Here is a 13,925-nt window from a genome sequence, read left to right as displayed (position 1 = left end):
TTGAAATGAAAATTCCCTGATTGAAATTTTACGTTATTTAGTAGACTAAATTTATTGTTTTGCTAACTTAACTATGTAAATAATCCCATAACTAAGTCTTAGTTATGGGATTATTGCTAAGTGGAATTTTTTGATTATAAAATCGGTGATAACATTCGTGAGAAACTTTGTAGTGTCTTAAGCCATCGCCCTTGTTGTTCAATTATTTGAGGTGTCAGTAAGTAAGAATTTTGCATATCTTCTTCAAAAGATTGTGCTACTTCACGAGCAAAATTTTTATCATAGAAAACGGCTATATCTTCAAAATTGAGGTCGTAAGAACGATAATCTTGATTCATTGACCCTACTGTAGCAAAGGTATCATCAACTACAATCGTTTTGGCATGAATGAATCCTTTAGTATAGATATAGATTTTGGTACCGTATCGTGATAGCTCGTTGGCGTACCACTGTGTTGCCCGATAAATGAAAGGATGGTCGGGTTTGCAAGGAATCATAATGCGCAAATCAATCCCAGACATAGCAATTGTCTGTAAAGTGGCAAACATTGCATCATCGGGAATCAGATAAGGTGTTTGCAGCCAGAGACGTTTTTTGGCTAGTGACATCAAACGCATAATTCCATTACGCATATTGGCATTGTAATGATCAGGACCATCGGAGACAATTTGCATTGCAACATCTCCTGGTCGAATTTCATTTTCATCTAAATTGGGAAAAAGTAAGGTGTTAAATGTGATTAGCTGCTTTTCCTTTTGAATAGAAGCATTCCAATCCATCACAAACCGCTCTTGTAAAAGTAAGGAAGCCGAACCAACGATTCGAACTTGGCTGTCTCGCCAATAGCCAAATTTTTTCTTACGACTTAAATACTGGTCTCCGATATTAAAACCGCCTGTCCAGGATGTTTTGCCGTCGATTACCACAATTTTGCGATGCAAATGATAATTGATTCGGTATCTAGTAATCATGTTGCGGGAAGTAATAAAAGGAAGAACTTCGCCACCAGCCTTGCGTAACTGATCAAACCAAGTTTTAGTAGCACCTAGTGATCCCCATGCGTCATAAAGAAGACGTACGCTAACTCCAGCCTTGGCTTTTTTAATTAGCAAATTAAGAAATTCATTACCAATTTCATCATTATAAAAGGTATAAAACTCAACGTTAACTGTCTGTCTTGCACGTTCAATATCGTGCATCATATCACGAAACATTGGCTCGCCATCTGTATATAGTTTAACATGGTTGTTTTTGCTTAACGGCGACTCACCCTTGTGATCAAAGAATCGGACAACAATTTTAGCCTTGTTTGAAGTATCGGCTGTACTAGTCTTTTTTGGCGCTTTTGTGATTGATTTTTGTACATTGCGTAAGCCGATGTGATTTTGCTTATTGATTGCAAAAATATTTTCTTGTGAGATTCCTCGACCAAAAAAACCGTAAATAGTTAGTCCAATAACGGGGAAAACTAATAAAATAATTAACCAAGCCCAAGTAGTTGAAACTGAACGGCGTCTGTGAAAGACGATGTAAAAAGATAAGATGGTATTAGTAATAATGAGTATCCAAAATACGTCCCGTAATAGACTCACTTAAGTCCTCCTGAATTATTTTTAAAACCAATGAATTTATTAACCATATTAATCACAAATGGATTATCATGCATCCAACTATGCTCAGCGTCCTTAGATCCACGAACTTCAACCTCATGATAAGATTTTGCATTGGGTGCTAAAATGTAACGAATACTTTTGGCCGAAATAACTGAAATAAATTTGTCACTGTTGGTGTTATCTAAAACGTTACCATAAATATTTAATACAGAAATATTGGGATTAAATTGTTTACGGTGAAATAGTAGATACAAATAATGTATGTTAATCACATTTGGCCGTCCATTGTGATTAAAGCCGTTAACATTGGGGATGTCGCCTAAATAAGTCACACCGTCAAATGGTCCTGCAATGAAGATGCACTTAGTTAAACGGGGAAAGTTTTTTTTGCGATATGTGCGCATTTCAGTCCGAACCACACATGGACACGCCAATGAATGTGCAACAGCGGTATAATGGGTAAAGTGATAATGTTTAGCTAAAAAAGGTAATACAAAACGTAAGTAGTAGTCAATTGCATAAACGCCAACAATTCGTTGACGAAAAACAACTTGAATAATGGGATTTTCATCACCGGTCCAAGTGCCCTCTAATTTAAAGTTACCTAGTAAATCAGCAGTAACTTTGAGGTAATTGGTGTCACCTTTTTCCTTTAAAGCTGTTTTAACCATAACGTTGGTTGTATAATCACCGCCACGGAAACCATGAAAATATATTATGGGTATTTGTTCAAAATTACCACGCTTTTTTTCAACAGTCGTCCTATCATCAATATGTTGCTTATGAAGTCGCAAAAAAATACGTAGAGGTGCAATTGTTGCCAAAATTGCTAATACTATCATATTGAATCGACTGGGATCTTTTGATAGATTGTGTTTGTGGTTTTTTTCCGCATCTTCTTTATATTTTTTTGTGTTGAAAAACATAATACCACCTTAATACTAGAGTTAGTTATATTTTAGCATTGCTGGCAAATTTTTTAAGAAAAGAGATACAAATGAAATTCTATGCAGTCAAAAAAGGTCGTCAACCAGGTGTTTATCGCACTTGGGAAGCGGCAAAAAAACAGGTTGATGGCTATCCCAACGCGGAATATAAGTCCTTTAAACAGGTAACAGATGCTACTGAATATTTGAATTGGGATAGAGCAACTGTTAATCAATTTTTTCAAAAGGATGAAACTTCATTAAAACAGGCGATTGCCAAGATCCAGAATGAAAGCCAAACTATTCCAAAAATATCAAAGCTGCAATCAAATCCACCGCAAAGTAAAACAGCTCCCCGTTTTAGTAATTTGGATAAGTCGAGCGAATATTTTGCAACAATTTACACCGATGGAGGTACCCGCAATACTGGTAACTTTAAAGGCGGTCACGTGCGGGCAACTGATAAAGCAGCATGGGCTTATCTTATTGAGTGGCAGCAAGAAGGCAAGCAAATGTCAACTTATGATTCAAATGGTGAATTTGGTGCTACTAATAATAAGATGGAATTAACAGCCTTAATTGAAGCTCTAAAAAAGTTGCTTGAATTAGGTTTTAATAAGAAGCCATTATTATTTGTTCTTGATTCACAATATGTCTTAAATCCAATTATTAAAGGCTGGCTTAAGGGCTGGAAAAAGCGTGGTTGGCGCAAGAGTACTCCTGGTGAAATTGCAAACCTTGAATGTTGGCAGGAACTTGACAGATTGCTTGCACAATTTTTACAGCCTAAATTTAAATGGACTAAAGGACATGCCAATAATCGTGGCAATGAATTTGTTGATCGTACATTAAATAAGTTTATGGATCAGATGTGATACTATTTGCCTTGCACTAAAATTACTCATCCAAAAAGGTGACTAAAGAAATCACTGATATTGTGCCATAATTGTTCAAATAGATTTTGATTTTCGGGAGTATTGATTTTATCAAAAATCCCTTTGGCATTTTTTTCAATATTTTTCGAAAGTTCTCCAGCTTGATCCTTAAAGTGATTGTCTTTCAAGGCCCCAGAATTACGGATTTCAATTAGAATATTGATGATTTGCTGCTTTTGGTTGTCATTAATGACATTACCAAGATGGTTAATATTTATCTGGTTGTTAACGATATCGTGAATTTGACTATCAGAAACGTTATTACCAATTTTTCCCATTTCTTGTTTGGCACCCGCAACTGCATTGTTTAATTGGGCATCACTATAACCGTCTTTATTCTTGTTTTCTTTGGTAATTTTGCTCAGTGTTCCCATTTCATCTTGTGCTGCATTGACTTGATTTTGACTAAGTTCTTCGCCATGTTTACTGTAAGCCGCATAGACACCGGCTAAAGCGCCGGAGCCATCAATTGGAATAGCACTCGTAACGTAAATGTTGGCATCGGTAATTCCTGCGGTTAAAGCTGCATTTTTGTATTGGTCGGCTGTAATGGTTGTAATGTTATTATGGCCTTCGTAAGGAAGAATGCGGACATTGATTCCACTGCCTGCGCTAGTTTTTTGAATCATTGCACTTGACCAAACACCAGAATTGGTCGTGAAATTAGAGCCGGATGGATTAAGATACTTAACTAAATCGGAACCATTAATAGTTGTTGTTTGATAACTTGCACTATTAAGTGGCGCAATTAAAGTTTTGACTGTGCCATTATGCTGGTTGGCGGTTAGGGAGGTGCCTAGACTAACAATTGGTAAATTTTCGGCTCTAACTGATTGCTGAAAGCCATTAATGGTCAAAATACCAAAGAATAACGTTACAATAATGGTTAGAATTGTTTTTGCTTTTTTCATAAATCAATAACTCCTTTTAATTAACCAATTATACTAAATACAAATGATAAAAGGATAATTATTGTATTGGTAGAAATCTATTTTATAGTATTTTTAAAATTCAAGAAAATTTAAGATGGTATAATAAAATAATAAGGGAGGGGTGCTATGATTCAGCAACCTGAATTAACGGTCATTATGCCCGTTTACAACGTTGAAAAGTACATTGGGCGGGCACTTGATCATTTGGCTAAACAAGATAATCCTAACTTTAAGTTGTTAATTATTGATGATGGTTCAACCGATAATACAAGTAAAATAGCCGAAAGTTACCGTAGTCAGTTTCGATATTTAAAAATTATTAATAAGTCCAATGGTGGGCTGTCAGATGCACGCAATGTTGGTATTGCTCATGTTGATACACCATATTTCACTTTTCATGATGGCGATGATTGGGTTGATTCTGGTTATACGGCCTTTTTTGTGCAGGCATTTCATAATCATCCGGATGCAGCGATGGTATCATGTGGTTTTTGGCTAGATTATGAAAGCAGATATGGCTCTGTACCGGTAACCAAAAAAATTATTTGCGGTATGAAGAATAAATTGCGCAGCTATCAATTGATCAATAATCCGTTGGGCTCGCTATTTGATAATCATATTCTAGGAACACCGGTCAAAGGTTATACTTGGAATAAGGGTTATAAGCTCTCAGTTGTTAAACAAAATAAGCTGCAGTTCATGGAAAACTTAGCTTTTATGGAAGATCAAATTTTTAATGTTCAATATCTATCATTAACTGAAGGCTTTTATTGTAATAGTCAACCGCTATATCACTATTGGCAGCGTAAAGACAGTATGGTACATAACTTTAATTTGAAGATGATTCCTGATAATTTTAAAGCGAATTATATAGTCGCTAAAACAATTGTTCAGAGTTTGTGGCAGGAACATAAGAAAAGCAATCTTTCTGAACAAAAACTGATTGATATTAGTGAGAGGAATCAGCGATGAGGGTACAAGTTAATGGTAACGAACTTTATTATAGTAAATTAGGTAGGGGAGAGCCGTTGCTATTATTACATGGCCATCATTTGGATGGTGGGATGTTTGATCAGATAATAGCGCCGTTAGCCTTATACTATACTGTTTATGTACTCGATATGCGTGGGCATGGTCTAAGTCAGGGTGAAGTTGCACAGCATTATCAATCTGAGGTTAATGATGTGGCTTCTTTCATTCGAAAAGTTAATATTCGTGGTTGCTATTGCTTTGGCTTTGATGCTGGTGGTCTTGTAGCAATGATGCTTGCAAGTCAAGATCAGGCAATTTTTAAAAAGTTAATGGTAGCAGGTGTTTTCGTTAATGGTAATGGAATTCGACCGTATCATTATTTAACGGAAGGTTGTCTTCGCTTTTTGCAGCTGAACCGCGAAAGTCGTGTTGAATTGACGGAAAGTTACCTGTCGGTTGACAGCTTAAAAGCAATTAAGATACCAACTTACTGTGTAGTTGGTGAAAAGGATTGGGTTAAAGTTGAGCATGTTCGCTGGTACAGCCAGTTAATCCCACAAGGACAATTAATGATAATGCCCAGACAAAAGCATAATAGTTATGCAGTTAAAAGTTTTAAGTTGCTTGATTTAATGGAAACATTCTTTAAATAAATACTTATAGACTAATTATTATTTAAGTGTGGTAGTTAAGTCATTATATTATTTTAAATCCAAATTACAGATAGGTGTTAAGCAAACAGTTTAACGCTTTTTTTATGCGCTTAACAGTTTATATTGAATAATAATCAAAAAGGCAGGTAATGCCTTTTTTTGTTGCTTTTAAGAATAACATAATTTTAATCAATTATTAATAACCTTTGTTATCCAAGAGTTTATGTTTACTTTTTCTTCGCTTATTTAACTTATTTTATTAATTCTTGTTTGCTTAATTATTAATTGCTAAACCCATGCTAGTAGCTAATTAGCTTTAATTAAATCTAGCTTTTTCAGAATTTACAATTTTTCCTAATAACGGTAATTCTATATTACTTTTTTTTTTTTTTTTTATATACTCTGTACGATCCAGCAAATTGATATATCATAAACTTAAGCGCATTTAGTAATAGCTTTAATTTCCTATTTATGACTATTTTTGAATTATATATTTCTTGTTTCGTATTTTTATAATTCAATTTATTAGTCCAAACCTATGGCTATATACATTGATACTAACTGCGCTATTCAAAATACCAGTGCAATGTTGATACCACTATTTTAATATAGTTAATCGGTTTGCCAACTTTTGTAATAGTGATACTTTTTGCTTGTTCATTTTACTACTACGAAATTAGCGATTGGTTTGATAAAAACAGCTGCATGGGTTTTGAAGTTTTCCCGCTGAATTAATTTAAATTCAGCGGGTTTAATTGCCAATTATCTTTTTAAACGTAAGAGGAGGAGTAATTTTTGCAAGGTAGAAAACGTTGGTGGCTGGGTTTAATTTTGGTCTTGGCAATTTGGTTAACCCCGCAAACCATGGTAGCAGCCGCTCAATCAGATGATAGTACCGACTTTGAAGTTAGGCCGCTTTTCCCAGAAGAGCAGGTCGATACGACCCTCAACTACTTTAATTTAGCTTATCGGAAAAACTCTACTCATGTCATTAAAATGCAAGTCCAAAATTTTGCCTCTAAGACCATTACAGTGCGGGTTAATTTGCGTAATGCTTATACCCAAGATGGGGGCGGCATTGATTTTACGCCCCAGACTAAAGCGCTTGATCCTAGTTTAAAGCATCCTTTAACTACCTTGATCACGCTGTATCGAGGCGACGAGAAGCTTAAGTTAGGGCCGAAGCAATCCCGCATTATCAGTGCCACCGTTAAGCTGCCTAAAGAGCGCTTTGATGGCATGATCTATGGCGATTGGCACTTTGTCGAACACCCCAAGACGCCCAAAACTAAGGGCGGCATGATTACTTCTAATTACGCCTATTCCGTAGGAATTGTCTTACGCGGACAGAACTATCAGGTCTTTCCCAAGGTGAAATACGCCAAAACCAAGCCGATGCTCTTTAACCGCCACCCCGCTTTAGGAGTTACCTTGCGTAACATTGCCCCCATGGCTATCTCCCAAGCTAACGTCAAAGTAGCAATAGGAGAAGCTGGTGGCGAGGTGCGCACCTTTAACGCCAACAACTTTATGATTGCCCCTAATTCGCGCATTGTGTTGCCCATTTCCTGGAGCTATGATGCGCTCAAAGCTGGCACCTATCAGATTAAAGTCACCCTGAAAGGCTTGAACACGCAGAATCGCTTCCCGGTAAGCTGGACCTTTAACGAAACCATGCAGGTAAATAATTCCCAGGTTAAGACAATCAATGACCGTGCCGTTAAGAAGCCGATTAATTATTGGCTGTATGCCACGATTATTTGCGGGGGTTTCCTGGTGTTAAGTCTCGGCGGTTTGGTTTGGACTTTCATGTTGCGGCCGCGCACTAAAGGAGGTGATAGTATTTGAAAGCATTGATCGCAAAATTTTCCTACCGCCGCGTGCAGTGGTTTTGGCTGGGATTGTCCATTCTCTTAGCAATTGCCTTTGCGACGTGTCTGTACTTTACAATCAAAACATATAACGATTTTAATACTTGGAAGACGATCAATCTTTATTAATTAGTAAACAATCGTTGGAATAATCATTGCAAGATGATTAGTTGTGTATGAAAAATATGTATTGAAGGAGGAACTTCAAGATGAAATTAACTAAAATAGCCAGTATGGTAATGACAAGTGCTACGGTCTTGTCGAGCGTAGCGGCCGCTACCCCGGCCATTATTCAAGCTAAAACCCAAGAAGGCAATGCAAAAATGAACGACGGTAAAGCCTTACCAGATACCAATCATAGTACGGTAGGAATAGGCTTTAGCCAGGACCAAGACGCTAACCCAAATCCAAACCCTAACCCAGATAATCCAAATAAACCAGATGATGGCGTCGGATACTTACGTTTACAATACGTGCCCGCAGTGCTGGACTTTGGTAGTCATACTAAGTTTGATCCCGCTGCTCCGATCTTTACAGCAGCTGGTATGAACTTAAATAGTACCGGTAATGATGTACATCCTGGATATGCTGGGGCAGATAACCAGACCCCGAAGCTTTCTACTACTGATTCTAAGTTAAGTGATGTTAATGGCAAGACTTGGGTAACAGTGATTGATAAGCAAAGAGACCGTACAGACACTGATGATAAGAGTGATGGTCATTCAGGAGATTGGCAATTAAGCGTCAAAGCCGATGGCCCGCTGACCACTGGCAAAGACGCTAATGCTAAAACAATTGCCGGGGCTACGTTGGCTTTTAACAATACTGCAGCTGGCACAACACAAGACGTTTTTGCACTAACAGGAAATAAGGCGGATAAAAGTTTTAGTACTGCACAGACTTGGCTGGCTGATAATGTGATTAAAAATTTGAAGGTTAATTTAGCTGCCGACAGTACTGCAGTTCAGGTTGCAACCGCAAAAGCTGCTACTGGTAGCGGGGCAGAAGTTTTTGCTTGGACCCCGAGTGATATTCAATTAGCTTTACCAACAGATGCCAATATCGTAAAGGGAACATATACGACCTCACTAACTTGGACTTTATCCACGGGAATTAAGTAAACGTAAGATTTTGTGTTTTGTCAAGATACTTACTAAATAACAATTAATTAGACAATATATTTTCACTTATACCTGCAAATTTTGCCTGATTTTCTTAAATTAAAATTTAAGAAAGTTTGTTGGTAGGTAATAATAATAATAATTTTATAAAAGGTGCTCAAGTTTTATGCTTGAGCACCTTTTTGTAGAACAATTTCCATAAAAGCGATTAAATAAAATAGTTTTTAATAACATAACAAAACTAAATATGAGTCTTGTTTTCTTACCTAATCAAATAACAAATTAATTAATGAAAAAAGAGACCAGCTTTTTGATTCATTTTACCCATTTCCTAGGCACTTGGCACTTTTTTGGTTATAATAGACTAAATAGATGGTATTTTTATAAAGAGGTAGTTATGAACAAAGAAGAAATTCTTCAATTGATGCACCCAATGAAATTAATTGGGTTAAGTGGAAACCCGGTTTTGAATGAAAAGATTGCTACAATTTTGAAAAAGCCGTTAATTGAAACCGCCGTTCAACATTTTAGTGATGGTGAAATTCAGGTTAATATTGGTGAAAGTGTCAGAGGGTGTGATGTTTTCGTTATTCAATCAATTCAAGATCCTGTAAATGAAAACTTTATGGAATTAGAAATTGTTTTGGATGCCCTTCATCGAGCATCTGCACATCGCATTAATGTTGTTGTACCGTATTTGGCATATTCACGTTCTGACACTAAGACACGTTCACGTGAACCGATTACTGGTAAGTTAGTTGCCAATTTGCTTCAAATTACTGGAATGGATCACTTAATTGCACTTGATTTGCATGCCGCCCAAATTCAAGGTTTCTATAATGTTCCGGTTGATCATTTGCATGCAATGCCACTGTTAGCGCAATATTTTATTGATAATGGAATTGCGACTACAGATGATGATGATATTGTAGTTGTTTCGCCTGATCACTCAGGGGCTAAGTTGGCCCGAAATTTTGGTCAAATATTTGATGCTCCAATTGCAATTGTTGATCAACGTCGGGCACGTTATGACACAGATGTTCATGATGTGATCGGTAATGTTAAAAATAAGAAATGTATTATAGTTGATGATTTAATTGATACCGGATCAAGAATTTCTTCCTCAACTAAGTCGGTAATGGCGGCAGGGGCAAAAAAAGTTTATGTTGCTTCAACACATGCGTTACTTTCACAGAATGCAACTGAAGTATTAAACGAATTGCCAATTGAACAAATTGTCGTTACTGATACTATTAAGCATAATCATTACCCAGACAGAATGGTTCGAATTTCAGTTGATTTATTGTTGGCTCGTGGAATTAATTATGTTTATAATGATCGTTCTATGCACTTGCTGAGCGAAAGCGAATTAAAATAAAGCAAAGACGTTTATTTGTTACTATAATATAAAGCGACTATATTGTTGAAGTTATATTGGTATCTTTTTATTTATTTATTTTATATCATTGGTATAATTAAAAAGAAATGTATAGGAAGAGAAGAACCATTATGGCAAGACGAAAAAATTATAAAAGACGAAGAATTATTTTAAGGAATACTTTTCAATTAATCAGGAAAAATGGAATGGATAATGTTTCTTTTCAAATGATTGCAGAAAAGTCAGGAATTTCTAAGTCACTTTTACAGTCATACTATCCACATAAAGCTAAGCTGACAGATGATATAATTAGAAATATACTTAATACTTTAGATGCTCAAGTAAGAAGTATTTATGATGCTGAAAGTGGTCATATTGGGGCACGAACCAAAGCATTTATTTATACAGTTGCAATGTTAGGCATTTATGATAATGGTCTTAAGCGGATTATTACTGAAGTTTTTAGTAGCAATGAGACTCTTGATAATTGGTTGCAGATTCTAGCAAGCTGGATTAAGGAAAAACAAATCTTTGATGAAACTACATTTGACTTAAATGAAGTTCAATGTGGCTTAGCTTTTGTTATTACTGGAGTTGGACGATTATATAATAATAGTAAGAGATTTGCGCTTTCTGCAGAACAAATGGCTGATTATGCTACTGGTTCATTAATGTATAGTTTCTTACACTGTACACAAAAGCAAATTACTGAAAGTCTTAATGATGGGCACAAGATTATTGCTGCCGTTGATATAAAATCAATTCACCATGAAATTGATACCATGTTTGATGAGGGCAAAGATATTGTCTGTTAGAAGGGAAAGATATGGCAAATGGCGCGCGAACTAATTTGCGCAAACCAACTGGACAAGATCATGAAATTAACTATAAGAAGATTATGTCCTTTATAATTTTTATAATTGTAACGTTAGTAATGGTTACTATAACTTTTCTTAATCCCTTTTTTATGAAAGGGCAACTTAGGAACAATAATAATGAAGTTGTTGTTGTTAGACAGGTCAATAAGCATTTCGATGTACTGGCCGAAACAATTGGAGCCAATAAAAATGGTAATGCAAATTTATTAACTACAAAGCAGACTCAGCCAATTGCCGATCATATTATTGATTATGCTTTAGGATTTCCTTGGTTTAAAGTTAGTAATAGAAGGCTTGCAGAGCAGATACTGAAAGATATTGATTCAAATATTGACCAAGGCTCATCGAGCGATGCGCAATTAGTGCGGTTGAAATTAAATAAATTAGGAGAGAATGCACCCTATGAGGTAGCGGATGCCTTTAATTTGAGTACTGTTACTTTAGGCGGAAATATTGCTTTTGGCTTATTGTTCATGAATTTTATTTTAATTGTGATGGCGATTATTAGTCTTCGTTCCATAATTAAAGAAATAAGTGCAATAATGACTTCTAAGCAATTAACGCATATCATTACGGCAGCAGTAATGTGGGCTGGTTTTTGGTTGATTCTCATTTCTGGTATGATGGCCCTCGTGCCAGTAATTTTTAATGTTGAAGGGTTGGCAGTTTTAGGCTATGTGTTAGAAATTAGTAGCGGTATTTTCTTGGACTTTGTAATTGTGGGTGTAATTATTTACATTTTAAGCGCAATTCCATGGGAAATTAGTTCACCTAATAATTAGCCAATTATATTTAAAGGAAATAATCATGAAAATTTATTTTGCCAATGCTCTATTCTCACAAGCAGAAATTAATTATAATGCTCAGTTAACAGCTAAAATTCGGCAGTTAAGTGATGCGATCGATTTATATTTACCACAAGAAAACAATGAAATTAATGATAAGCAGGCTTATGCTGATTCAAAAATGATTGCCTTGGCGGATACTGAAAAACTAGTTCAAAGCGATTTGGTGGTAGCAATTTTAGATGGTAATACTATTGATAATGGTGTTGCTAGCGAGATTGGAGTTGCTTATGCTAAAGAAATACCAATTGTGGGATTATATACGGATACTCGTCAGCAAGGTAGTGACAATAAGCAGAAGTTATCTGCCTTAAGTCAGATAGCTGAAAATCAATTTCATTATGTTAATTTATATACGACCGGTTTAATTAAATTGAATGGTACAATAGTGAATAGTGAAGCAGATTTATTAGCCGCTGTTGCCAAGTACTTATAATAATTAGATGCTTGATGAAATTTGCTCTAAATGAGATAACCAAGTTTATTTTGAAAGTATCGCGTTAATATTTAATAACAAAGATAAAAACATTTAAAATGTAGAAGAACAGAGTTAAGATATCTGTTCTTTTTATTTAAAGAATATTTGTTACTAATGGGAAAAATATTTCTAAAATTCGAAAAAATAGCGTTCTTAAGTAAGTTATTGCCGTATAATTAAGCAGTTAGAATAATAACTAAGAGGTAAAAATGATGAGTAAGAAAACACAAGTTGGTCTTATTTTTGGTGGAAATTCATCTGAATATGAAGTTTCAATTATGTCAGGCCATAATATATATAATGCAATTGACAAAAGAAAATTTGATGTACACCCGATTTGGGTTACCAATGATGGCTATATTGCCAATGAACAAGATTCGCTGAAAGTATTAGAAAATCCACATTATACGGTAAAAAATCCCCATCAAGTTAATAATATTTCTAATTTGAATTCATTAGCCGAGCTACCTGAAATTGACGTCTTCTTTCCCATAGTACACGGAAATCTGGGCGAAGATGGTAGTTTACAAGGATTATTTCGGATTTTAGATAAGCCGTTTGTTGGTGATGATGTCTTAGCCTCTGCGGTAACAATGGATAAAGAGTTCACCAAAATTTTGGCTCAACGTGCTGGCGTGGCAGTGGCTGATTGGATTGCAATCAAACGTTTTGAATATCAGGAAAAAGATAATTGGAAGCAAGATTATGATAAAATTAGCGCTAAATTAGGTAATGATTTATTTGTTAAGCCGTCTAATCAGGGCTCGTCTGTAGGCGTTCATCACGTAACCAATAAAGAAGAATTTGACGCTGCCTTAGCCGATGCGTTTCGGTATGATGACAAGGTATTAATTGAAGAAACAATTCATGGAACTGAAGTTGAAACAGCTGTATTGGGTAATGATCAGCCGATAGTTTCTGGTGTCGGTCAGATTATTAATGCTGAAGGCACATTCTATAGCTACGAAAACAAGTATGATGATGATTCAACTACTGCTTTGCAAATACCAGCAAATTTACATGATAATATTATTAAGCAAGTTAAAGCCAATGCTTTAAAGGTTTATCAAGTAACTGAATGTAGTGGTATGGCACGTGTTGATTCTACTTTGCGTGCGAGTGACCAGAAAATCATTTTAACAGAAGTTAATGCCTTACCAGGTTTTACTAACATTAGTATGTACCCTAAGCTGTTTGAAGAAGCCGGAATAGCATATACAGATTTAATTACTCGATTAATTGAATACGCTCAACATAGATATGCACATAAAAAAACGTTGCTACATAAAATAGGCTAAGTAGATTGTGCTAGGGAGTAATAAT

Annotated in this window: 13 protein-coding genes; 10 read left to right on the top strand and 3 right to left on the bottom strand. The window is 35.6% G+C overall.

What is annotated here, in order from left to right; genetic code table 11:
• Window positions 1-134: 134 nt before the first annotated feature.
• Window positions 135-1,592, bottom strand: coding sequence for a cardiolipin synthase (cls, locus tag ACYIAQ_RS03190; protein WP_483562969.1), 1,458 nt, complete (start codon window positions 1,590-1,592; stop codon window positions 135-137).
• Window positions 1,589-2,539, bottom strand: a complete 951-nt coding sequence (locus tag ACYIAQ_RS03185; protein ID WP_483562970.1) for an alpha/beta hydrolase — start codon at window positions 2,537-2,539, stop codon at window positions 1,589-1,591. The genes cls and ACYIAQ_RS03185 overlap by 4 nt, the downstream gene beginning before the upstream one ends.
• Window positions 2,540-2,610: 71 nt before the next feature.
• Here ACYIAQ_RS03185 and ACYIAQ_RS03180 point away from each other — a divergent pair, with 71 nt between their 5' ends.
• Complete coding sequence (locus ACYIAQ_RS03180; RefSeq protein WP_483562971.1) at window positions 2,611-3,414, top strand: ribonuclease H family protein; 804 nt, start codon at window positions 2,611-2,613, stop codon at window positions 3,412-3,414.
• A gap of 26 nt (window positions 3,415-3,440) precedes the next feature.
• Here the strand turns inward: ACYIAQ_RS03180 and ACYIAQ_RS03175 are convergent, their stop codons facing one another.
• Complete coding sequence (locus ACYIAQ_RS03175; protein ID WP_483562972.1) at window positions 3,441-4,385, bottom strand: DUF1002 domain-containing protein; 945 nt, start codon at window positions 4,383-4,385, stop codon at window positions 3,441-3,443.
• A 147-nt stretch (window positions 4,386-4,532) separates the two neighbouring features.
• On the opposite strand from ACYIAQ_RS03175, the gene ACYIAQ_RS03170 reads away from it, so the two are divergent.
• The 9 genes from ACYIAQ_RS03170 (at window position 4,533) to ACYIAQ_RS03130 (ending at window position 13,900) form a co-directional block, all read left to right on the top strand.
• Window positions 4,533-5,378 (top strand): glycosyltransferase family A protein, encoded by an 846-nt coding sequence (locus tag ACYIAQ_RS03170; protein WP_483562973.1) that lies wholly within the window; start codon window positions 4,533-4,535, stop codon window positions 5,376-5,378.
• Window positions 5,375-6,031: an alpha/beta fold hydrolase gene (locus tag ACYIAQ_RS03165; RefSeq protein WP_122017639.1), complete on the top strand. Its 657-nt coding sequence runs from the start codon at window positions 5,375-5,377 to the stop codon at window positions 6,029-6,031. Before ACYIAQ_RS03170 ends, ACYIAQ_RS03165 begins: the two co-directional genes overlap by 4 nt.
• An 864-nt stretch (window positions 6,032-6,895) precedes the next feature.
• On the top strand, window positions 6,896-7,879 hold the full coding sequence (locus ACYIAQ_RS03160; protein ID WP_483563460.1) for a WxLIP family cell surface protein: 984 nt from the start codon (window positions 6,896-6,898) through the stop codon (window positions 7,877-7,879).
• 232 nt (window positions 7,880-8,111) lie between these two features.
• Window positions 8,112-9,023, top strand: a complete 912-nt coding sequence (locus ACYIAQ_RS03155) for a WxL domain-containing protein (RefSeq protein WP_483563268.1) — start codon at window positions 8,112-8,114, stop codon at window positions 9,021-9,023.
• A 397-nt stretch (window positions 9,024-9,420) separates the two neighbouring features.
• Window positions 9,421-10,401, top strand: a complete 981-nt coding sequence (locus ACYIAQ_RS03150; RefSeq protein WP_122017646.1) for a ribose-phosphate diphosphokinase — start codon at window positions 9,421-9,423, stop codon at window positions 10,399-10,401.
• A 131-nt stretch (window positions 10,402-10,532) separates the two neighbouring features.
• On the top strand, window positions 10,533-11,216 hold the full coding sequence (locus ACYIAQ_RS03145; RefSeq protein WP_122017647.1) for a TetR/AcrR family transcriptional regulator: 684 nt from the start codon (window positions 10,533-10,535) through the stop codon (window positions 11,214-11,216).
• Between the two features lie 11 nt (window positions 11,217-11,227).
• A complete protein-coding gene (locus tag ACYIAQ_RS03140; RefSeq protein WP_483563269.1) occupies window positions 11,228-12,061 on the top strand; it encodes a hypothetical protein in 834 nt (277 codons plus the stop codon).
• 25 nt (window positions 12,062-12,086) lie between these two features.
• Window positions 12,087-12,560 (top strand): nucleoside 2-deoxyribosyltransferase, encoded by a 474-nt coding sequence (locus tag ACYIAQ_RS03135; RefSeq protein WP_483563270.1) that lies wholly within the window; start codon window positions 12,087-12,089, stop codon window positions 12,558-12,560.
• Window positions 12,561-12,814: 254 nt separating this feature from the next.
• Complete coding sequence (locus tag ACYIAQ_RS03130; RefSeq protein ID WP_483563290.1) at window positions 12,815-13,900, top strand: D-alanine--D-alanine ligase family protein; 1,086 nt, start codon at window positions 12,815-12,817, stop codon at window positions 13,898-13,900.
• The last annotated feature ends 25 nt before the right edge of the window (window positions 13,901-13,925 follow it).

Source organism: Lactobacillus sp. X-49 (genome assembly GCF_057063645.1).
This window is presented reverse-complemented; position numbering and strand designations above follow the sequence as displayed.